This window comes from Leptospiraceae bacterium, from assembly GCA_024233835.1.
Lineage (GTDB): Bacteria > Spirochaetota > Leptospiria > Leptospirales > Leptospiraceae > JACKPC01.
Map to the genome: position 1 here is coordinate 754548 of JACKPC010000001.1, position 22686 is coordinate 777233.

Here is a 22686-nt window from a genome sequence, read left to right on the forward strand (position 1 = left end):
TGTCCATGAGAAAAACAAAGTAAGAATAGAATTAAGACTTTGTTACAAAAAATCTTGCTTTTACAGGAAGGAAATATTCTCTTTCTATTATATCCATACCCTATAGGAACTTTTTATGACTGAAGCTTTTATTATTGATGCTATTCGTACACCAAGAGCAAGGGGGAATAAACGGGGCTCTTTAAATTCGGTTCACCCTCAGGAATTAGTGGCCGGACTCTTAAGAGAATTACCGAAAAGAACAGCCCTTAACCTGAAAGAAGTAGATGATGTTATCCTGGGTTGTGTTACCCAGGTAGGAGACCAGGCGGCCTGCATCGCCCGGTATGCAGTAATGGCTGCTGAATGGCCGATTGAAGTTCCGGGTTATACAGTAAATCGTTTCTGCGGTTCCGGTTTACAGGCGGTAAATGACGCCGCCTCTTTTATTAAGGCCGGTGCATTTGATCTGGTTGTAGCCGGAGGAGTCGAATCCATGAGCCGGGTAAAAATGTTTTCCGATCTGGGTTCAGATGAAGAAAACCCGGAAACCATGATGAGTATCGGTAATCCTAAAATTGCAGAGAAATACAACCTTGTTCCTCAGGGGATTTCGGCTGATATCATTGCCACCAAATACAATATCAGCAGGGAAGAAATCGATCGTTTCGCAGCTTCCTCCCAAATAAAAGCTCAGAATGCGATTCAAAATGGGTATTTTAAAAATAGTATTATTCCGGTAAAGCGAGATGACGGAGTTCTTGTTTCTGAAGATGAATACCCCAATCCCAAATGGACTTTTGAATTTCTGTCCAAAATGCCTGCAATGTTCAAAGGAGCCGGAGAGAAATATTTTGACAAAATGGCTTTAAAGACATACCCTGAACTCGGACAAATTATTCATGTACATGGCGGAGGAAATGCTTCCGGTGTGGTGGATGGAGCCGGGATTGTTCTTTTAGCTTCTGAAAAAGCTGTAAAGGAAAAAGGCCTGAAGCCGAGAGCTAAAATTGTGTCTATGGCTGTTTCGGGAGAAGAACCTACTATCATGCTAACGGGGCCGGTTTCCGCTTCAAAGAAAGCTCTTAACAAAGCAAATTTGACTGTTGCTGATATAGATCTCTGGGAGATTAACGAAGCCTTTGCTGCGGTTCCACTGTATGTTCAAAAACAGTTAAACATTCCTCTTGAAAAAATTAATGTGAATGGTGGTTCTATTGCCCTCGGTCATCCGTTAGGAGGAACCGGAGCAATTTTAACCGGTACAGCTGTAGATGAACTGGAACGGAGAAAGGCCCGTTATGCCCTGATTACACTTTGTATTGGTGGAGGAATGGGAATTGCTACAATCATTGAAAGGGTATGAATAAATTAATTTTTAGTCTATTAATTTATTCTACATTAAGTTGTTCTAATGCAGGATATTTTATGAATGAAAAGAAACCCCATCATCGGAAAGATGGCTTTGTAAATCCTTACCCTACGTATAAGGAGCATAATTTTTCTGATTTCTTAAAATGGAGGTGGAATCGGGGTTCTGAACTGGAAAAGGTAATTGATCCAAAGAATTACAAGTTCAGCTATGTGGAAAATAATGCAGAAGAAATTCGGAAAAACACGAATAAGTTTTCTGTTACCTGGATAGGTCATGCTACAAGTCTCATTCAATTGGATGGTAAGAATATCCTGACAGATCCTATCTGGTCGGAACGTTGTTCTCCCCTGAGTTTTGTAGGTCCGAAGCGTTATGTGAAGCCTGGCATCGAAATGAAAAATCTCCCCCGGATTCACTTTGTCCTTATTAGCCATAATCACTATGACCATATGGATCTTCCCAGTTTAAAAGAATTAAATAAACGTTTTTCACCTACTTTTATTGTGGGTTTAAAGAATAAGCAATTCTTAGAATCAAATGGAATTCAAAATGTTATAGAACTGGATTGGTGGGACCATGTTTTTCGTGATGGGCTACGAATACATTTTACTCCAACTCAGCATTTCAGTGCGAGAGGACTTCTGGATAGGAACGAAACCCTGTGGGGTAGCTTTATCATAGAAGGTCAAGAAAATACCTTTTACTTTGCAGGTGATACCGCTTATTTTCCGGGCTTTAAAGAAATCGCAGAAAAGTTTCCCCGTATAGATCTGGCTATTTTACCCATCGGAGCTTATGAACCACGCTGGTTTATGTCTCCGGTACACATGGATCCCGCAGGGGCTGTACTTGCCTTTATGGATTTGAAAGCTAAATATTTACTCCCTATGCATTATCAGACTTTCGTGTTAACGGATGAACCTCTTGATGAACCTTTAAAACTCTGTAAAAAAGAATACGAGGCAAAACAACTTCCACCAAATCATCTCCTTCCTTTAAAAATTGGAGAGACTTATTTTTTTAGGTAGGACTTAAGTCTTCAGTTCCCACTTTGCCCGCTCAAGGGAGTGGCAAGGATTGGAAATAGATTATTTATTTTATTTTCTGTTTTTCAAAGACTCCGGGTTTCTTCTGTCGTGCCAGACAGCAACTATCGAAATCAGGGTTTCTTTGAGAACATAGTAGAGGGAGAAAGGAAAACGCTTTAGTCTTGTTTTCTTTACAGTAGGAGATGCATTGCTATGCGTTTCAACAGTGCTCTCTCCCCTTCGGTTACTGAGTGAAATTTATTGCTTTTGCAATAAATTTAGTATCGAAGCACCGAAGTGACTTGACGGCATGGTCGAAGAAGAGAAATGCTTGGGTTGGTGATATTTACTATATAATTTCGTATTAAGGAAAAAAGTAAATTAAAATTTCGTAAATACGTAAAATTTTATGAAAAAAGAAAATTATAAAAAATTGCTCTCTTACTTGGGAATGAAGCAGGTTGAGTTCTCTGAAAAGTTTGGAATAGGAAATTCTACCCTCAGCGATATTATTAACGGAAAAATCAAATACCTTCCAACAGAGCTTATCTTTCGCTTAAATAAAGAATATAATATCAGTGTAGACTGGCTTTTATACGAAAAAGGAAATATGATAGAGGTCAATAGTGATAAAACTCTTTCAATGGATGAAGCAGGTCTCATTTCTGAAGTAAGAGAAAATCCAAAACTTCTCGGTATACTAAAAGAAATAGTGAATACCTTGAAGAAAAATTTGTAATGACTATTACATGTCTTATTTCTAATATTTTACTTTTTTCCTGTAATAAAACCTTTATTTTGCTACAGATTTTCTACTTGGCAGGATAAAAATTAATTAGTTTTCTGGCAGAAACCGGATATTATTATGAAAAAACTTTTTTCTTTATTTTCTTTACTATTTATTATTTCCTGTAGCTCTATTCTCGAAAAACCCTCTGATTCAAGCTTTCAAAATGATATGAGTTTTTCCCATTCAAAGAGTATGGGTTCAGAGCCGTATGGTCTTCCTTTTCCTCCTCCGAGGGGTTATAGTCTTGAGGTACTAAACCGCAGCAAGTTCAAGGATTTTAAGAGATTTTCTGAACTCAGTGATAAGTTAAAATCCGTCTTAAATGCGAAGGGCTATTCGGACTTATACTATTACACCGTTCCGGGTGGATTTGCTATCATGACCAGTGTGGAGCAAATTGATTCTGAAGCCAAACCCTTACAAAATTTGCGTTTTCGCTGGAGTGAAAAAAATGCACCGAGAGAAATACATTCTCTCAAGGATTATTTTAAAGCTTTATTCAAAGCAAATAAAGGGAATTATAGATTGTTCCTGTTCATCGTATCAGATAAAGCTTTTTCTGCCGGTTCCAAGCCCATGACGAAAGAATATGCAGAACAAATTCAGCAATCCGGGACAAACTCCCTTCCCGATAAAGTTTCGGACAGTAAACTTGGCTCAAAACATAAAGTTTCGGTTCTGGTGTATACTTTTCGTAAACCCAACCCGGATGAAGAAATGAAGCTGGATGCAAGTATCCCGGCAAGAGCTCATTTGAAAAGTGCGGGTCTACTTTCAGAACTTGAATAGGAGAGAAAATGAAGAAGTTAATAGACGTTCGTAAAACATTAGGAATTTTATGGTATGTAGCTCTGCTTATCCTTGTAGTGATTTTTTCCATTCAGGTGCAGACAAATAAATATGGCAACAAATATAACCTGGTGATTGAATGGCTCACGGCCAATGTGTTGCCTACAATTTCCATCATCACAACCGCCTGGGTAGCTGACTTTATCAAGAAAACAGACGAAGAACAAAGCATAGGGATTTTTCAATACCGTGTGGTTCTTATATTTTCTTTGATGTATCTTTTTCTGTTGTTTTTCCCGGTTTTATTCTCTCCCTTCTTCGAGGCAGATACGACACCTATCGAACTTCTGGCCAAGATGAAAGTATTCCTGATTCCTTTTCAGGGGCTTTTGGATGCTTTTATCACGTTTATTTTTGTAACGAAAACTGAAAAAAAGGAAGAGGCATAAGTTGAAAAAGACTGTACTGTTTTTCTTAAGTGTATTCATCGGAATCGGTGGTGGGCTGGTCTTTTCGTAACAGTCGGGATCAGAAACCCTATATAAAAATGGAGGATGAGAGCTTTGGTAAACTACCTCTTTCCCTGGGGAAGAAAAGTCCTTTAGACGCGGTTGCCGGAATCTTCGCCGGGGATAAAACTACAGAAAAAATTCAGCCTGAAGAAGAAGCAAAACCGGAGAAAACAGAAAACAAAGACACTGTAGAAAAAAGCTTTTCCTACAGTCCTGCACACTTTGAACCTTTACCCAAAGGTAAACCCAAAACCTTCACGAACTCTATCGGAATGAAGTTTAATCTGCTACCTGCCGGAGAGTTCGACATGGGCTGCTCGAAAGAGGATAGCTCCTGTGGAAGTGATGAAAGTCCGGCTCACAGGGTGAAACTGAGCAATGCTTTTTACATGGGAGTCCATGAAGTGACCCAGAAACAATGGAGAGATGTCATGGGAAAAAATCCCAGTTACTTTGTAGGGGCGGATTGTAATTCGCCCAATGGTTGTGATAACAATCCGGTGGAAAATGTTAGCTGGAATGATGTGCAGGAGTTTATCAAGAAGCTAAACGTAAGGAAGGGTCGCGACCCTTCCCGACAGGAGGCTCGCCTTCAATACCGCCTGCCAACAGAAGCGGAGTGGGAGTATGCCGCCCGTGCCGGGAAAAATACCCGGTACTACTGGGGGGATGACAGGATTGAGGACTATGCCTGGTATACTAGTAATTCAAATAGCGAAACGCATCCGGTAGGACAAAAAAAAACAATGCTTTCGGACTGTTTGATATGAGTGGTAATGTCCGGGAATGGGTGGAGGATTGTTATGATGATGGTTATTACAAACAATTTGAGAATCAGGTAGCCATAGATCCTTTAAATAAAAATCAAGGACAATGTAGGCGCAGTCTGCGTGGTGGTTCCTGGAACTTCGTTGATGGTCTCCTTACCGCGTCCTTTCGGTACGACGACGGTTCGGACCGCCAGACCTACGCTGTCGGCTTTCGTCTTGTGGCTTTTCCGGCTTCTCCGGACTGAGTTCCTGAAGACCTGGAGCGAAGCTCTGAGTACCTGGGAGGTTCTCTCTTAAGGTGATGCTTATGGTTCGATACGCTTTGCTACTCACCAACCGTATCACCTTAAGAGAGATGGATGCATCAGTAGCCGAAGGGTAGCAAGCGGATTTCGAAATTTTTTAATAGGATGTTGGCTTACAAGAAATGTCTAAAATAAAAGGAGTGAAACTATGAATCATAATGAAATATTTTTTTATATAGCTTATACAGTGGCTATTTTTGGAGGAGCGTATATATCTATCAGTGCTTTTCTACGTTTAATCAATAAGCGCTTTGATATCCTTGAAAAAAAACTGGATGAAAGATAACACGATAGATAAAATACTATTTGCCTTAGGTCTCTCAATAATTGCTTTAACAATAAAGCTCGGCACCTTATACAGCAAACAAGCAAAAGCCTATTTGGAGATTGTAATGTACGTGATCGGATTTATTTCGGGAATATTAACAATTCTTGAATTTCTTAGAAGAAAGTGAGTGACTTGCTTTCTGAACCTCTGGCTTTTGCCTCGTTCTTTCTTTACAGCTCAAAGGTATGCTGGATGGCTACAGGTAAACAGGTATTGTTATCCTTTCTTCTATTCAGAAGACAAAAACGGATGTAAAAAAACTTGCTATTTGATAAACATAGATTATAATTGCCTTATGGAATCGCTAAATTATCCATTGAGTAATATACAGTTGGAACTTTTGAAATTATTCTCAAATGATGTTAAAGAGGAAGACTTGATTCAGATTAAGAAAATAATATCCACTTACTTTGCGAACAAAGCGATTGAGTCTGCGGATAGTATTTGGGAAAATATTGATACTGAAAAACTTCTAAATTCTCATTTAAGAACAGAATATAAAAAATAATTTTGAAAGTTGTTATTGATACAAATGTCTTACTGGTTTCCATATCCAGTCGCTCCAAAGAACATTGGTTTCAGGCTATATAATGAAAACCCTGGAGAATCTTCCAAATGTAGAATTCATAACTACCTATTATAAATGGAATCTGATCAAAGAGGATTATGATGATAATAAGTTTGTAGATTGTGCTATAGCTTCTAATGCAAATTATCTTGTATTCCAGGATAAGCATTTCAATGTATTAAAGCAAATTGATTTTCCTAAAATTCATTTGATTAGTATTGATAAATTTAAAAACTTACTAAACGTTTAATGAAAAAACAAAGCTCATCAAGCTTCTAAAATCAGAACAACATTCCCCCTGCTATAAACCACAAAATAAACCCCAAAAACCACTTGCATTTAAGCGAAAAATCCACAGTCTGGAACTTATGTCAGAGAATGTCCGTCATATTCTTTCCTTATCCGGTGGTAAGGACTCTACCACCCTCGCTATGAAGAGTTCAGTGCCTTAAGTTCGGCTATCACGACCGCTCCTTACACTTGCTACTATACCTCATAGTATAATCTCTTAACCCCAAGTTTTAACGTGGGGTTAAGGAGGATTGAGGAATTAATTTTATAAAAAAGTCAGAATATCCGTAAACCATTCTGAGTGATTTCCTGCAAAGTCTTTTGCTCTCAGTTGAATTAAGAATATCTTCTTCTGCATTTTAATAGACTTTGGAATTAAAACTTTTATAAATTTTCTATCCCTGTCATATTCATAAGGATATTTTTTTCCCTCAAACAAAACTTCAATTTGTTTTACTCCGGAACCACTTTCAGAGAGCAAATAAAACCTTTCTATAAAACCTTCCGGTATAACTCCTTCCAGGTTGTAATCTCTGTATAATAAATAAGGATACATAATAGACGGAGGAGAACGGTCTTTCATAATAGCCACATAACCACTCGAAGGTAGTTGAAATTCTATTCCGCCTTTCTTTTTCTTGCTGCGGAGTTTTACCCAGGATTTGATCCCGGTCATATATAAATAAATATCTTCTTCAGCAGACTGAAAATTACCCTTTAAAAAACCTGTAGCTTTTCCCTGCCAGAAAAAATCAATATTACGAATCTCATAGGCTTCGCTGGCCTGTATAAATTTATCTGATTGAAAATTTTGAGGTAGTGTTGAGAATTTATTAATTTCAATTTTTCCATCTCCTTTAACTTTTGCTTCCGAAAAATTTAAACTTAAGTTTTTATCTATAGAATTAAATTGATAACTTTTCTTTTTTTGCGTTTTGACTGTTACTGTATTCGAAACATGTAAAAGAAAAGTAACACCGGATACATTGCCATATGCGTCTAACAAGTTGAGCTTCACCTTTATATCTTTTCCTTCTTTGCCGGAAAGGTCATAAGAGAATTCTTTTCCTGTTTTTTTATCAAATAACTTATAAACATAATGTGGTGGATCGAGAGAAGAACGATTTGTATCATAAAAGATTCCCCTTGTGTAAGCATATTTATATGGAATTTCTTCGAAGTTCTGTGAAAAAACTTCTCTGTCCTCTATTTCTGCTCTGATTCCGTAGATACCATTTTTATTCTGGGCTGTGATTAGATCATAGCCGGCTATTCGAAATTTAATTTTCCCTTTTAATACAGGTCTTTCTTTTGTAGTTAATCCAAATCGTCCTTCTTCTGATTTTTCCAGATCTAAATCATATCCTTTACCTGAATCGGAGTCAATATAGACACTGAGTATTTCCGGAGGATGAATATCATTTTGTTTATAGTTTTCTTCTTTGAGCGGATTTATAAAACCCTGGCTATTAAATAATTCAAGATGCAGATGAGAAATTCCGGAACCCGTTTCCCCGGTTCGGGCGATCCGTTTTCCCTGTTCAAAAGTAATATCAGAAGGTTTTAAGTTGATACGAAAACTTTTATCCATACTGAGTAATAGAAGAGCTTCTTTTAAGGTTTCCAGGCCTTTTATATCCCCTTTCAGATCGTTTAGATGGGCTATTCGAGCATACATTTTCTTCTTTGGAGAATAAAGAACGAGGCTTAAACCGTATCCATAATCTGAATAGCTCATTTTATGTATATATCCATCAAAAAGGGTTCGAACCGGAAAACCATTAATCCAATACGTTTTAAAATCGCAGCCCAGGTGCAGGGAGTGGTTTCTATATTCGGAGAAACTCCCGGTAATCGGAACTCTGAGCTCCATAGGCCAGAGAAGATTTTCTGTAGGTTTCTTATCTTCTGCAAAAAGTTTTACTATGGAAAAGAATAAGGGCAAGAGAAGGCAGGCTATTTTTTTAAAATAATACTTCAAAGTAAACTCCGATTCGGAATATTGTCATAGAATACCAGGCTATGAGATACCTATTCGCAGTTGAACTGTTTTTTTTGAGTTTTATTATCAGTTTATCCTCCTGTGCTTTTTTACAGAAAGAGCCCGGAAGGCCTCCCAAAATAGAAAACCGACCGATTCCGGATGAAATGAGAACCCTTTATGTTCAAAACATACGTAATAACTCGTATGCAGGAGCAGTTCATGTAATGCTCGGTCGTTATTTAAAAGAAGAGGTGGATAGAAGAGGCCGTTTTATACAAACCCGGAGCAAGGAAAGGGCTCGCTTTCGCTTATATGGAGAAGTCGTACATTACCAGGAAATTGGAAATCTTATGGATTCGGCCAATCGGAATATAAGTGCAGAACTCACGGTAATTGTTAAAGTAGAACTTCAGGAAGCAGGTGGAGAAAAAATCATTCTTCCGAGAAATGAAATACCGGCCAGAGCTTATTATTCCAATCAGATAGGCTATAAAGAATCAGAAGAACAGGCTCAGTCAAGGATGCTGAAAAACCTTGCGATTCGAATTATATCCGAAGTGGAAGAGGGTTGGTATAATGAGATGCTTCGGAAACACGAGCAAGAAAAGAAAATAAATATGCCTCCATCTAAAGAATAATTCTTTACCCCGAAGTTTTAAATCGATTTATTATAAAAATGGGCAATCGAATGGATAAACCGTATCGAAAATGTGTGGGAATTGTTGTCTTTAATTCAGAAGGAAAGGTTCTTGTGGGAGAACGGATCGGGATGGAAAATAACTGGCAATTTCCCCAGGGTGGAATCGATAAAGAAGAAATCCCGATAGAGGCTGCAAAGCGGGAGCTTTTTGAGGAAGTGGGAATTCAGGATGGAGAAATGGTTTATGAACATGAAGAGTGGTTGTCTTATGATTTTCCATCTTATATCTCAGGAAAGAAATTTAAAAAATTTAGAGGCCAGACCCAGAAATGGTTTCTGGTTTACTGGAATCGACCTGTAGAAGATTGTATTCTGGATGGACATGAACCTGAATTTTCAGCTTTACAATTCATTCCTTTGCAAAACTCACTTGAGACTGTGGTTGAGTTTAAAAGAGAAGTATACGAAAAATTAATAGAGGCTTTTGAACCGAAAATTCATTCGTTCCTGGAAATGAAAAAAAAGTTATGATACAGAGAGAAATTTACACACCTCCTTCCGGCCTGCCTCAGGTCAATCCCTTAGCTCCTGAAATGTTCCAGGCCCTCGGCGAAGAAAAAATTCGAGAACTGGTTCGAGTCTTTTATATGCATATCGCAAAATCTTCTATTCGAAATATGTTTCCGGAAGACTTACTGGAAAGTGAAACCAAAGCTGCTGATTTTATGGTACAGATTATGGGAGGGCCTTCGTATTATATGCAAAAGAATGGACCCGCTCGAATGAGGATGAGGCATTTTCCTTTTGAAATTGATGAAAAAGCAAGAAGAGCCTGGCTTGCCTGTTATAAAAATGCCTTATCTGAGATTGAAATCGGAGAAGAAGAAAAGAAAAAAATTTGGGATTTTCTCGTAAGTTTTTCTTCCTGGATGGTTAATAAGAAATAGATGAAAGGAGAGAAAGGTATATGGCAGAAATTATTTGTATAGCCAGTCAGAAAGGAGGAGTGGGAAAAACAACCACCTCTGTTCATGTCTCTGCGGGACTTGCTCTTTCGGGCTTTAGAACTCTTTTAATAGACCTGGATCCCCAGAGGAATACAACCAGCATTTTCTTTGATTCTATCGAAGAGGAATACCATGGGGTCTATGCAATTTTTCGAGATGGCCTTGAATTGAAACCTGAATTTTTTATCCAGACGCGGTTTGAGAATCTGAGTATCCTTCCTTCCAGTATCGAGCTATCTGAAGCCAACTCCTATATCGCAAAAAAAAGTCGTGGAATGTTTCTACTAAAAGATGCTTTATCTCCTTTCAAAAATCATTTTGATTTTATTGTTATTGATTGTCCACCCAATGTTTCTCATCTGACTTTAAATGCTTTAAATTGTGGAACAGGTCTTTTAATTCCCGTACAGGCTTCGCGATTTGTGATAGATGGAATTGTAGATCTCTTAAAAATTCATGCAAATGTATCGGAACGTTATAATCCTTCATTGAAAATCATTGGTGCTTTATTAAATAATTATAATTCAAGAACTGCTTTGTCTAAAGCGATTATTCCCCTGGTTCAAAAATATATCCCGGTATTAAAAACGAAAATTACCCATTCGGTTGTAGTAGAAGAAGCTGCTCTCTTACATCAGACTCTGTACGAATACGATAAAAAACACAAACTCACCCAGGCCTTCCGCAAAGTAATTAAGGAAATTCTAAAATTTTATGAGGTTTAAATAGTAATATTATATGAAGTTAGAAGATTATATTGAAGCTGAAGAAAGTAAACATTCCTATACGAGAATACTCCTCTGGATTCTGGCAATTATATTTCTTTTCTTTGTCTGGTTTTTGTTTACCGGAAGTAAATATAAACATGCCATTTACATGGATAGTGAAAAACTAAATCCGGATAGGGTGAGTGATATGAAACGGGAAGAATTTTATACATTTAAATATGGAGAAGATTTTTTCGTGTATTATAAAAAGGGTTGGTCTACTCCTCAGAAAATAAATATTAAGCTTTTCTTATCCGGCAAAGAAAAAAAACTCATACTCGATGAAACAAGAAGATTCAAACAGGATGCAAAAAAAATGCAGCTTTTTTTTGATGAACACTATTTTGAAAGTCCCGGTGAGTATTTAATCGAATTTCGAAATGAAGATAATGAAATCCTATCCACTCAAAAGTTTAAACTTGAATAAGAACGAAAAATAAGATAGGTAAGAAGAGATAAAATCCAGAAAAAGAAAAACAAGAGCCCTTATTATCATTGACAACCGTCCTATTCGTAAGAAAGCAATACGGGATGCAAAATGGGCTAAAAAACAATTAGAAAAAAGAAGCCAAATCATTGAAGGTTTTACCTTTAAAGATAAACCCGCTTTCAGCCTCTGGTATAATTCCACTTTCGGTAAAGAACTCAGTAGCATTCGTGGTCTTCAGGAAAACATCACAAACCTTTGGAAAATTATACACAGGACGGAGCAATTCTCTGTTCAAAAAAAAATTAGCCTGGAAAAAGCTTATCAATACATTCAGGAAAAATCGGGCGAAGAATTTCAGTTTGAAGAAGAAGTAGAGGAAGAAATAGAAGAAGGAGAAACGGGTATTTTTCCTGAGAAAGGTTTAAATGACTCTGCATTAGAAGAGCATTATTTTAGTATGCTCTCTGAAATTTTTGGTTCTGTATTTATTGATCCGAAGTCTGAAATGTACCGTTCTTCCTTTGAAAAATTCAAGAAAGATTATTACGCTTTTTATGATTATAAACCACAGACTGATGAAGACCTTCTCAGGCAAAAAAATGCAAGAGATGTGTACAGACAATTAGCTCGAAAGTTGCATCCCGATTATAATCCACATTTAACAGAAACTCAGAAAGATCTCTGGCACTCTGTGCAGGAGGCCTATAAAGATCAGGACCTGGAAAGATTGGAAACTTTATTAGCCATGAGTGATGTGGAAGATGAAGGGGACTTTGAAAAAATTCAATCTATATCGAGAATATATAACCTTACCGAACAATATAAAAAAGATCTAAAAGCCATTCAGTTGAAGATAAAAGAGATCAAGACAGACATTGCTTATGGTTTTTCTGCTTTAAAAAGTAAAGCCGGTTTAAAAAAGTTTATCCAAAAGGAACTTCATAATCATCTGCAAAAAAAAACAGAGGAATTGGATCGATATAAAAGAATCGTTGATGAATGGAATAGTGCATTATTAAATAAGAATATTCTGTAAATTTAATAATTCCCATTTCCCCATGCTAAAGCATGGCGCTAAGAAAAGCTTGCCGATCCCTGAGTAACGAAGTGTACCGAAGGGCAGCAAGCCGGAAAGCCTTTCTTATCGGGCAAATGAAAGAATATTTAGCCTACTATTTTTTTTATATTCTCTTTTATAGGTTCGTCGAGTCTTGGACCTACTACTTGCACGACCTTAGATGCCAGGTAATTTCCGAGTCTACAACATTTTTCAAGGTTTAAGTGGTGGGTTAAGCCATATAAGGCACCGGCAGCAAAACAGTCCCCGGCTCCTACTGTATCAATGGCTTTTACAGGAAAACCCTCTACTTTTTTTATTTCTCCTTCATGGAAATAATAAGCTCCTTCTTTTCCGTGTGTCATAAATACGGTAGAACATAATTCTCCTAAGAACCGAACCGCATCTTCCGGGTTTTCTTTCTCGCTCATCGCTTTCGCTTCTTCAAAGTTACAAAAAACTATATCAAAATATTCTTTTGTAAGTTTTAGAAATTCATCCCTGGAACGGCTGACGCAAAATGGATCACTATATGTATAAGCAATTTTCTTTTTAAACTGTTTTGCATATTCCATAGTTCTAATAGATGCTTCTTTGGTTCCATCTCCGTCCCAGAGGTATCCTTCTATATAGGCTATTTGGGAGAATTTGATCTTCTCCGGATCTATATCAATTCCACTCAGACCTGTTGAAATTCCGAGGTGGGTAAGCATGGTTCTTTCGGCATCCGGTGTGATTAAAACTACACAGGTTCCTGTATCTCCCGTCTTAGCGGGTTCCACTTCAAAATGTATGCCGGTACGTATCATATCATCTTTGTAAAAAATTCCATTTATATCAGCAGAAACTTTTCCGGTATAAATCCCGGTACCACCACAATGAGCCAGTGCTACCATGGTGTTGGCTGCACTTCCCCCGGAACGAAGTTCTTTCTTTTTCGTTTCCAGATTGTTTAAAAGTCGCTTCTGGGATTTAGCATCCACAAGGGTCATCACCCCTTTTGTAATTTTATTAGCTTCTAAAAAAGCTTCATCTACGGATACAACCGTATCTACAAGGGCATTACCAAGCCCGAACACATCATAGTTTTCCATAATAGCAATTTTTTTTAAATATCTTTTAGCGGCAAGGGGAAAAATAGCCTGCCTATTTCCCTTTTGAAGTTTACAGGAAAAAACAGGCTATTTGTATTATGGTTTAGAACCTGTACTGCATTCCTAAGGTATATTTTGTATCACTTTTAAAATTTCCGTATGGAATAATTTCGTTTGTGAAGAAAAAAGATGTGGAGGGTTTTTCTATAGCAGGGTCCGGTGAAGCCGGAGCCGTATTTGCTGTGCCGTATTGAAAGTTTTTATCGAATGCATTCCAATCTGTCCAGAAGACATCACCTACGTTTATAAAATGAACCAGTAATACCCCTAAAGCGGCTAACTGAACCTGCTTCATAGAATTATTTGCCTGTGCATCCAGATTATTAGTAGCTTGTACATTACTCATGAATAGAGTAAAAAAAGCACTTGTGGGTAAGCGACTGGCTGTCATATTATTAGCAGAGAGCAAAGTAAAGTCACTCGCCATTTTCTCTACCTGTAAACTGCTCTTATATTTGTAGTCGTCGTATTTGTAATAAGCATAGGCTCCAAAAATAAGAAAAGGTATTTGAGCATAAGTAAAATATTTCGTACGCTTCAAGGAAGATTCGGAAAATTCTCCATTACTGGATTTTGCATTCGGTACCTTTGCATCCGAACTCGGACAATGTTCTAAATCGGTAACATCATTAAAAATTTCAGCCCGGGTACAGTGGGCATCTTTTCTAAGAAAATGTGGAACAACTGTGTATATAATGGGTCGCTTGATTCGACTCCATAAACCCGGCTTTAATTCGGCTACACAGGATTTAAACTCTTTTTCTGACTCAAGCCCTTTGCAACGCTGAATTGTCTCTTCCTTTGAAGCCATATACTCTTCGTAGGTTTCCTTGGAACGAAAAGGACCACCGGTTCTTGTTGCCCAGGTCTTAATAGCTAAGGTACGGATACCTTCATCAATTCTCTTATATAAGGAATCCATACAACCTGCCTCTTCCCTTGAGCAAAGATTTTCTTCCGCCTTCTTTCCTTCGAGTGCTTTTAGCTTTATGACAAGGTTATCATATTTTGCACTATATCGTTCTTGCAGGGCTTTGATACACTCAGAGGAAATCGGATCGGCACAGGTATCTATCGAAGAAACTTCAAAACTCGGCTCTACCGCTTTAATTTTTTCACTGAGACTTGCCTGTTTGTCATTCAATTCTTTTAATAAATCTTTATTACAGGCATTATTCTTAATGTTTTTCTTACAATTCTTCAGACCGGAGGGGTCAAAAGAAGTATCTAAAAGCTTGATTCTATCGACTAAATCCTGTGATTCAGGTGCTTTAGCGAATAGTATAGTAGAAAAAAGAAGGAAAAGTATAAGAAATTTTCCATATCTCATGAGGTGCTCCTCTATTACTTCATTCAGTATTGTATTAGACGTTAATTTTGTTATGAATATGCAAGAGAATATTTAAAGAAAACAGGCGAGCCGCAGATGGCTCGCATAATTTTATCGAAAGTCTTCAATAGAAGGACAGGTACAGACTAAATTCCTATCTCCGTATACGTTATCCACCCTTCCTACAACCGGCCAATATTTATTTTCTCTTAAATACGGAAGCGGAAATGCAGCTTTTTCTCGGCTATAGGGAAAATCCCAATGTTCATTCAATAAAACCTCGGCTGTATGGGGAGCATTTTTCATAGGGTTATTATCTGCAGGAACTTTACCTTCTTCAATTTCCTTAACTTCTTCACTCATCGTTAGCATAGCATCGCAGAAATGATCCAGTTCTTCTTTTGACTCACTCTCCGTGGGTTCTATCATAAGAGTACCCGGAACCGGCCAGGACATGGTAGGAGCATGAAAACCATAATCGATTAACCTCTTAGCAAAATCTTCCACATCGACTTTCGCCGTATTTTTAAATTTCCTGAGATCAATTATACATTCATGAGCCACAAGACTATTTTTTCCTTTATAAAGAACCGGATATTTTGAAGATAAGCGTTTCGCTATATAGTTAGCATTTAAAATAGCCACTATGGTTGCATATCTAAGCCCTTTTCCACCGAGCATTTGAATATAAGCCCAGGAAATCGAAACAATACCGGCACTTCCGTAGGGAGCAGAAGATACAGCTCCTTCTTTACCGGCACCGTTAGAAACCAGGCTGTGTCCGGGTAAATACTCAACTAAATGAGAAGCAAGAGCAACCGGACCAACACCGGGTCCTCCCCCTCCGTGAGGGATGCAAAAGGTTTTATGGAGATTCAAATGGCAAACATCTGCACCTATATCTGCTGGTTTACACAGACCCACCTGGGCATTCATGTTCGCACCATCCATATATACCTGTCCGCCTGCATCATGAATTTTTTTACAAATCCCCCGTATTCCTTCTTCAAATACTCCGTGAGTGGACGGGTAGGTGATCATAAGAGCAGCAAGATTTTCTTTGTGTGCTTCAATTTTTTTGTCCAGATCTTTTGGATCTATATTTCCTTCCGCATCACAGTTTACCACAACGACCTTCATTCCTGCCATAACCGCACTCGCCGGATTGGTTCCGTGTGCAGAAATCGGAATCAGGCATATATCCCTTTCGTTTTCTCCCCTGGCCTGCAAGTAACGGCGAATCGCCAGAAGTCCGGCATATTCTCCCTGTGAACCCGCATTCGGCTGTAAAGAAACGGAATGAAAGCCTGTAATTTCAGAAAGCCAGGCATTCAACTCTTCAATCATTTGCCTGTAGCCTATCGACTGTTCTTCAGGTACAAAAGGGTGAAGGTTAGAGAGTTCCGGCCAGGTAAGAGGTAACATTTCAGAAGCCGCATTTAACTTCATTGTACAGGAACCCAGAGGAATCATGGAACGGGTCAGGCTTATATCCCGGTTTTCTAACATTTTCAAATAACGAAGCATTTTAGTTTCCGTGTGATAGGAATTAAAAACCTCGTGCTGTAGATACTTAGAAGTTCTGAGTAATTCTTTTGGAAGAGCATATTCTTTTTCTATTTTTACGACTAAATCATTTTTCCCGGTAAAAATATAGAATAAATCCTGCAAATCTGTATCGGACACCGTTTCATCCAGAGAAAATCCCACATAATCTTTCTGTAGGTAATTCAGATTCATTTCTTTTTCTAAGGCACGCTTTCTTATTAATTCCTTCTTTTCTCCGTTTACGGGGAAAAATAAAGTATCAAAGAAATTTTCGTGTTGCAAACTATAACCATTTTCTTTCAAAACTCCGGCCAAAAATCGAGTTTTAAAATGGATTGATTCTGCAATTTGCTTGATACCTTTGGGGCCATGGTAAGAAGCATACATGGCAGCCATAACTGCAAGTAAAACCTGTGCAGTACAGATGTTGCTGGTTGCTTTATCACGACGAATGTGTTGTTCTCTGGTTTGCAAAGCGAGACGTAAAGCTTTTTTACCCTGCCGGTCTTTGGAAACCCCGATAAGCCTTCCCGGCATACTTCTTTTATACGTATCATGGGTTGCCATATAAGCGGCATGAGGCCCGCCGAAACCCATAGGAACACCGAATCTCTGGGTACTTCCAATCGCCACATCGGCACCAAATTCAGCCGGAGGTTTTAATAAGGCCAGGGAAAGTATATCGGCTGCGACAATGAATAAAATTCCATTTTCTTTACAGGAACGAGAAAGGGCTTCAAAATCCTCAACTTTTCCATCTGTACCGGGATACTGTATGAGGATGGCAAAATATTTTTTCGAAGGTTTAAAAGAACCTAAATTAGAAATTTCTAAATCAATATCAAAGGGTTCCGCACGGGTTAGCATTACATCAATGGTCTGAGGATGGCAGTTATCAGCTACGAAGATGGTATTTCCATTTTCTTTCTTTTTTAAACCAAAGCACATACTCATAGCTTCAGCCGCAGCCGTACCCTCATCCAGTAAAGATGCATTGGAAATTTCCATTCCTGTGAGTTCACAGATCATTGTCTGGAAATTTAATAAAGCTTCTAAACGTCCCTGAGAAATTTCCGCCTGGTAAGGAGTATAGGCGGTATACCAGCCCGGATTTTCCAGGATGTTCCTCTGTATGACAGGAGGTAGAATGGTATTATAATAACCCGCACCAATGAAAGAACGAAACAACTTATTTTGGGATACAATGGACTTTAAGCGTTTCAGTGTCTCATACTCAGATAAGGGAAGCGGGAGTTGTAACTCGGAGTCTAGAAGAATTTCTTCGGGAACTGTTTTCTTTATAAATTCTTGTATGTTTGAATAACCGAGTAAATGCAGCATTTCTTGTATTTCAGCAGGACCGGAGCCTACATGTCTCTGTAAGAAATAGCTATTTTCTTCTATTTCTTCCTTACTTAATTCTGTTAATATTGTTTGGGTCATGGTTATAGAGAACTCAGATATTCTTTATATTTATTTGCATCCATTAAGGAGTTCAAAGAAGAAGAATCAATTCCGCTTATTTTAATCATCCAGGACGCGTAAGCATCTTTATTGATTGCAGCCGGATCCTCTATAATAGAAGAATTGGATTCACTTACCTTTCCTCCTACAGGACTATATAAATCGTCAGCAGCTTTCACCGATTCGATTGTTCCAAAACTATCACCGGAGGAAAGTTCTGTACCTGCTTCCGGTAGTTCAATAAAAACAATATCTCCGAGAGCAGATTGAGCATAATCGCTGATACCTACAGTAGCTGTATCTCCTTCTACTTTTACCCACTCGTGTTTTTCCGTATACAGTAAGCCATCCTGAACTTTTGCTTCAGCCATATTTAACTATCCTTTATTTATTCTTTTTTACGCCGCTCTGTACAAATTTCTTTTGATATATAACTGCTTTCTTTTTTACATTACGAATTTCTACCAGTATTTCCTTTTCATCTTGAATATATTTAGAATTCAAGTAGGCAAGACCGATTCCTTCTTTCAGACTCGGAGAAAATGTGCCGGAAGTTACTTCCCCTATACACTCACCGGAAACTGCATATACCAGATAACCTTCTCTCGGGATGCCGGTTTCTGTAAGTTTAATGCCTGCGATAGATTTCTCAGTTCCATTTTTTTTCTCAGAAAGGATCTTTTCGTATTCGGGATATTTATCTTCTTTCTCTTTTACGATCCAAGAAAGACCGGATTCCACCGGACTTCTTTCTGCATTTAGCTCGTGACCGTAGAGGGGATATTTGGCTTCCAAACGCAGGGTATCCCTGGCTCCGAGTCCTACCGGTAAAAGTCCTTTCCTGTTTCCTGTTTCTAATAACTTTTCCCAGAGTTGAATTCCTTTAGAAATTCCGGAATAGATTTCAAACCCATCCTCTCCCGTGTAACCGGTTCGGGAAACAATCAACTCTTCTCCCTCAAATGTCAAAACCCTAAAACGATAATAGGCTATTTCTTTGCAAACCTGTCCGATAACAGAAGCCAGTATCTCTTCTGCAAGAGGGCCTTGAATAGCAATTTGGTGCCAGTTTAAACTTTCGTTTCGAATATCAATTCCTTCATGGGGGACGGAGACCAGTCTTTCAAAAACTTTTTCATAGTTCGCTGCATTGGAGCAAATCATGTATTTACGGGCATGAAATCGGTAGAGAGTAATATCATCTACAAGTCCCCCCGTCTCGTTTAAAATAGCATTGTATTGAACCTGTCCGTCTTGCATGACTGAAACCAGATTGCAACTCAGTTTCTCTAAAAAAGACAGAAGAGGTTTTTCGTCCCCCTCAAGAAATATTTCCCCCATGTGGGAAACATCAAACAAACCGGCTTTTTCTCTTGTAGCAAGGTGCTCCTGAATAATGCCTGTGTACTGGACCGGCATGTGCCAGCCTCCAAAAGGGACCATTTTAGCTTTTAGGGCAATATGGTGGGAATTTAAGGGGGTTTTTTTGAGAGTGTCCAAGTATTTCCTCGCTTCTCTCATCCAGTTTTTTTTTTAAGCTTTTTCACACAATCGACTTTTTTCGAGAAAAGCCTGTGTTTAAACAGGCTCGTTGTTTTTTACTAGGGTAGGCCCGGAAACGAATTTACGTATTGAACTTTTATGTCGGGAAAGGATTTCACGATTTGCACCTTAATGTCGGGAAAAGAATTGACTACCTGCCATTTTCCGCATTTATCCGGGAAGGAACGAACCTTTTGAACTTTTAAGTCCGGGAAGGAACGAACAATTTGCACTTTAATATCCGGGAAAGACTTCACAAACTTTATTTTACCGTATAATTTTTTCCCGGCAAATGTACAATTCGAATCTACCTTTCCTCCCGCGAAAGCAGGACTCAGACTTAAAAAAAGTCCGATAAAAAAAATAAGCCTTAGTTTCATAACAACTCCTTCTGGTACTCTATTTTTTCTAAACAAGCTGTATGTCCCTCAGAACGCTATGGTTCGCCTGCGTCTTTAAAAAATGAGGACTTACATTGAGACTTGATTAAAGCCTTGAAAAATGTCTCGGCTATAAAAACCTATCCACAAGTTGCGGATACTGACTTTTATAATTTGTTTATTACTTAGTATTAGACCCATTTTTTCAAAAAAACTTTCGTACGGCTGGCCGGTACAGGGTTCGAAAGTTATTACAGGGAGTTTTGGAGAATTTCGCTATTTTTATTTTCATCTGGGTATGGACTTTGCAACCGGTGGAAAAATCGGTACTCCCATCCTGGCTATCAGTGACGGAGAAGTAATTCGAGTCTTAACTAACCGATATTCGATAGGAAACGCTATCTTTGTGAAACACAGGGATGGTTTTATCTCCAAATACGGGCATTTGAGTGCATATTCTCCCAAAGTAAAAGCAAAGCTTCCCGGAGTCGTAAAGACCTTTATTGAAAGACGGGTTGACTATGACTTTACCCTGATTGAAACGATTCCCGTAAAAAAAGGAGAAGTCATTGCTTACGCCGGAAATACGGGCATAGGTCCGATTCATTTACATCTTGAGATCATGAAAGATGGAATTTATTATAACCCGGCTCTTTTTGGAATCAACTACAATCCAAACTCGGAAATCGTGGTTTATCGTTTGAGCATAAAGCCTGAAGGAAGTAAAAGCCGAGTCAACGGAAGTAAGCAGGAATTAATTTTGGATTTGAGTAGAAAATCGAATGGAGTCTTTTTACCTGCTTCGAATAAGAAAATTATAATTGAAGGTAAAGCATCAGTTAGTATTTGGGGGCATGAACGTTCGGGTTCCTCTGCCAAAATAGGATTCCAGGGAATGGAATTATTTGCAAATGGAAAGATGTTGCAACAACTCACTTTTCATAGGATAAAAAGCAGTCATAAATATCGTTCCGGTCTTCCTATGGATAATTATAGAAGTAGTATAAGCGGAAAACCCTTTAAATACTATCTGCATTCGAGAGTAGAACACGGATTACTCGGTTATAAATATCCTCAAAAAGGAAAGGGACTCCTGGTAGAAGATGAACTGGCCAGAGGGCAGAACCGTATAGAGGTAATGGTAAGCGGTCTTCAGAAAGAAGCTTTAGTATCTTTCGATGTATACAGAAATGCAAAAAAAAGAATCTATACGGATAAGAAACCCACGTATAATGTATTTCCTCATAAACCCAAAACCATTTACTCGGAAGACAAAAGGGCAAAAGCACATTTCCCTTCCTATTCTGTATTTTTTCCGGATAATTATAAATTATATAAAACTTCATCCATACACATTTCTGCTCCCGGCATGAAAGCTCTGAGTAATTTTTATACGATAACACCTTATTGTCGGGAGTTTAACCTCGGCTTTGATCTTATTCTGAAACTACCCAAAAACATTAAAAGTGACAAAGCGGGTCTATACAGAATCAATGCAGGTGGAAACAGCATATCCTTCTATGATTCGGAATATATCAAAAAGGGGAATTTTTATAAAAGAGAACGACTCAGAACAGCCGGAACCTATGCTATTTTAGAAGATAATGAAAAACCTATCATTGAAATGTATCGTTATAAAAGCGGGATAAATTTTAAGAAAAATTGGTTTAAGTTGTATTTAAAAGTAAAAGATAAGGGAAGCGGTGTTCGACATATGGGTCTAAAAGTCTGGGTAGATGGTAAAGAAACCTGGGTAGACTATGACCCGGAGGGAGGCTTACGGGAAGTTTTCCGTCCGCGAAGCTTGATCTATGGCAAGGGTAATCATGTCCTCACAGCTGTAGCAATAGATAGAGCAGGGAATAAGTCAGATCCTTTTACTTTTCATTACACCGTTGAGTGATACATTATAATATTCTTATTTAATTTGAAGGTGATTTTTATGAACGTATTCGAAGCCATTGAAGGCCGCAGGTCTATAAGAGAATTCCTTTCTAAAGAAGTGGAGTTAGAAAAATTAGAGAAAGTGCTGGAAGTTTCCAGAAGAGCCCCTTCCTGGAAAAATATTCAGGCTTATAAATTAGCCGTTGTCCGGGGAGAGAGTTTACAAAATCTGAAAAACAAACTATTTGCTGCTGCCGAAAAAGAAGAGGCGGAAACACCGGATTTTCCTTATCAAACACAGTATCCCTCTTATGTAAAAAAGAGGATGCTAAATCTGGGTATGGAATTTTATACATGGCTAAATATTGATAGGAAGGATAGAGAAAAGAGAAAAGAACAGATGCTTAAAAACTTCCATGCTTTTGGTGCATCTGTTGCCATATTTTTCTTTATGGAAAAAGGATTCGCTTTCTGGGAAAGTCTGGATCTCGGAATTTTACTAGGCCACATTATGTTATCAGCCAGGGAAGAGGGTTTGGAAACCATAGCCATGGCAAGTCTCGCTGCCTATCCTCAAATTGTTAAGAAGGAATTGAATATTCCTGATAACTGGAACCTGGCCGTAGGCATGGCTCTCGGCTACGCCGATATGCAGGCGAGAACCAATCAGTTTGTAACCGAACGGGAAGACAAAAAAGAGATAATTACCTATTACTTGTAAACGCTCCCTGAACGTAGAAGGGCAGAAGGTTTCCTGAGCGGGT

At 38.3% G+C, this 22686-nt stretch carries 23 protein-coding genes and 2 pseudogenes; 18 read left to right on the forward strand and 7 right to left on the reverse strand.

Features of this window, described 5'->3' with window-relative positions; genetic code table 11:
* Nucleotides 1-115: 115 nt before the first annotated feature.
* The 10 genes and pseudogenes from H7A25_03505 to H7A25_03550 all read left to right on the forward strand — a co-directional run bounded on the left by H7A25_03505 (nt 116) and on the right by H7A25_03550 (nt 6694).
* Nucleotides 116-1345: an acetyl-CoA C-acetyltransferase gene (locus H7A25_03505; GenBank protein MCP5498943.1), complete on the forward strand. Its 1230-nt coding sequence runs from the start codon at nt 116-118 to the stop codon at nt 1343-1345.
* Between the two features lie 62 nt (nt 1346-1407).
* Nucleotides 1408-2382, forward strand: a complete 975-nt coding sequence (locus tag H7A25_03510) for an MBL fold metallo-hydrolase (protein ID MCP5498944.1) — start codon at nt 1408-1410, stop codon at nt 2380-2382.
* Nucleotides 2383-2833: 451 nt separating this feature from the next.
* On the forward strand, nt 2834-3121 hold the full coding sequence (locus H7A25_03515; protein MCP5498945.1) for a helix-turn-helix transcriptional regulator: 288 nt from the start codon (nt 2834-2836) through the stop codon (nt 3119-3121).
* Nucleotides 3122-3247: 126 nt separating this feature from the next.
* Complete coding sequence (locus H7A25_03520) at nt 3248-3961, forward strand: hypothetical protein (GenBank protein MCP5498946.1); 714 nt, start codon at nt 3248-3250, stop codon at nt 3959-3961.
* Nucleotides 3962-3969: 8 nt separating this feature from the next.
* Nucleotides 3970-4410 (forward strand): hypothetical protein, encoded by a 441-nt coding sequence (locus H7A25_03525; protein MCP5498947.1) that lies wholly within the window; start codon nt 3970-3972, stop codon nt 4408-4410.
* Nucleotides 4411-4508: 98 nt separating this feature from the next.
* Nucleotides 4509-5488: pseudogene (locus H7A25_03530) on the forward strand (formylglycine-generating enzyme family protein).
* 208 nt (nt 5489-5696) lie between these two features.
* Nucleotides 5697-5834 (forward strand): hypothetical protein, encoded by a 138-nt coding sequence (locus H7A25_03535; GenBank protein ID MCP5498948.1) that lies wholly within the window; start codon nt 5697-5699, stop codon nt 5832-5834.
* The gene (locus tag H7A25_03540; GenBank protein MCP5498949.1) at nt 5824-6003 is read left to right on the forward strand and encodes a hypothetical protein; all 180 of its coding nucleotides are present in this window, start codon (nt 5824-5826) and stop codon (nt 6001-6003) included. The genes H7A25_03535 and H7A25_03540 overlap by 11 nt, the downstream gene beginning before the upstream one ends.
* Before the next feature lie 168 nt (nt 6004-6171).
* Nucleotides 6172-6384 (forward strand): hypothetical protein, encoded by a 213-nt coding sequence (locus tag H7A25_03545; protein ID MCP5498950.1) that lies wholly within the window; start codon nt 6172-6174, stop codon nt 6382-6384.
* Nucleotides 6384-6694: pseudogene (locus H7A25_03550) on the forward strand (nucleotide-binding protein). Before H7A25_03545 ends, H7A25_03550 begins: the two are co-directional and overlap by 1 nt.
* A gap of 306 nt (nt 6695-7000) precedes the next feature.
* Here H7A25_03550 and H7A25_03555 read toward each other — a convergent pair.
* Nucleotides 7001-8716, reverse strand: coding sequence for a hypothetical protein (locus H7A25_03555; protein MCP5498951.1), 1716 nt, complete (start codon nt 8714-8716; stop codon nt 7001-7003).
* A gap of 41 nt (nt 8717-8757) precedes the next feature.
* On the opposite strand from H7A25_03555, the gene H7A25_03560 reads away from it, so the two are divergent.
* The 6 genes from H7A25_03560 (at nt 8758) to H7A25_03585 (ending at nt 12599) form a co-directional block, all read left to right on the forward strand.
* Entirely contained in the window at nt 8758-9357 is a 600-nt protein-coding gene (locus H7A25_03560) for a hypothetical protein (GenBank protein ID MCP5498952.1), read from the forward strand.
* 50 nt (nt 9358-9407) lie between these two features.
* Nucleotides 9408-9890 carry an RNA pyrophosphohydrolase gene (locus tag H7A25_03565; protein ID MCP5498953.1) on the forward strand — a complete coding sequence of 161 codons (483 nt, stop codon included), beginning with the start codon at nt 9408-9410 and terminating at the stop codon, nt 9888-9890.
* Nucleotides 9887-10306, forward strand: coding sequence for a bacitracin resistance protein BacA (locus H7A25_03570; GenBank protein MCP5498954.1), 420 nt, complete (start codon nt 9887-9889; stop codon nt 10304-10306). Before H7A25_03565 ends, H7A25_03570 begins: the two co-directional genes overlap by 4 nt.
* Before the next feature lie 20 nt (nt 10307-10326).
* Nucleotides 10327-11091 carry a ParA family protein gene (locus H7A25_03575; protein MCP5498955.1) on the forward strand — a complete coding sequence of 255 codons (765 nt, stop codon included), beginning with the start codon at nt 10327-10329 and terminating at the stop codon, nt 11089-11091.
* A gap of 13 nt (nt 11092-11104) precedes the next feature.
* Entirely contained in the window at nt 11105-11560 is a 456-nt protein-coding gene (locus tag H7A25_03580; GenBank protein ID MCP5498956.1) for a hypothetical protein, read from the forward strand.
* Between the two features lie 460 nt (nt 11561-12020).
* Entirely contained in the window at nt 12021-12599 is a 579-nt protein-coding gene (locus H7A25_03585; GenBank protein ID MCP5498957.1) for a hypothetical protein, read from the forward strand.
* 128 nt (nt 12600-12727) lie between these two features.
* On the opposite strand, the gene H7A25_03590 is transcribed toward H7A25_03585, so the two are convergent.
* The 6 genes from H7A25_03590 to H7A25_03615 form a co-directional block, all read right to left on the reverse strand.
* Entirely contained in the window at nt 12728-13714 is a 987-nt protein-coding gene (locus tag H7A25_03590) for an adenosine kinase (protein ID MCP5498958.1), read from the reverse strand.
* A 103-nt stretch (nt 13715-13817) separates the two neighbouring features.
* Complete coding sequence (locus tag H7A25_03595) at nt 13818-15104, reverse strand: hypothetical protein (protein MCP5498959.1); 1287 nt, start codon at nt 15102-15104, stop codon at nt 13818-13820.
* Nucleotides 15105-15215: 111 nt separating this feature from the next.
* Nucleotides 15216-18095 (reverse strand): aminomethyl-transferring glycine dehydrogenase, encoded by a 2880-nt coding sequence (gcvP, locus tag H7A25_03600; protein ID MCP5498960.1) that lies wholly within the window; start codon nt 18093-18095, stop codon nt 15216-15218.
* Between the two features lie 2 nt (nt 18096-18097).
* On the reverse strand, nt 18098-18487 hold the full coding sequence (gcvH, locus tag H7A25_03605) for a glycine cleavage system protein GcvH (protein ID MCP5498961.1): 390 nt from the start codon (nt 18485-18487) through the stop codon (nt 18098-18100).
* A 13-nt stretch (nt 18488-18500) separates the two neighbouring features.
* On the reverse strand, nt 18501-19616 hold the full coding sequence (gcvT, locus tag H7A25_03610) for a glycine cleavage system aminomethyltransferase GcvT (protein ID MCP5498962.1): 1116 nt from the start codon (nt 19614-19616) through the stop codon (nt 18501-18503).
* Between the two features lie 101 nt (nt 19617-19717).
* Nucleotides 19718-20038 (reverse strand): hypothetical protein, encoded by a 321-nt coding sequence (locus tag H7A25_03615; protein MCP5498963.1) that lies wholly within the window; start codon nt 20036-20038, stop codon nt 19718-19720.
* 298 nt (nt 20039-20336) lie between these two features.
* Here H7A25_03615 and H7A25_03620 point away from each other — a divergent pair, with 298 nt between their 5' ends.
* Complete coding sequence (locus tag H7A25_03620) at nt 20337-21941, forward strand: M23 family metallopeptidase (GenBank protein MCP5498964.1); 1605 nt, start codon at nt 20337-20339, stop codon at nt 21939-21941.
* A gap of 39 nt (nt 21942-21980) precedes the next feature.
* Complete coding sequence (locus H7A25_03625) at nt 21981-22643, forward strand: nitroreductase (protein MCP5498965.1); 663 nt, start codon at nt 21981-21983, stop codon at nt 22641-22643.
* Nucleotides 22644-22686: the final 43 nt, after the last annotated feature.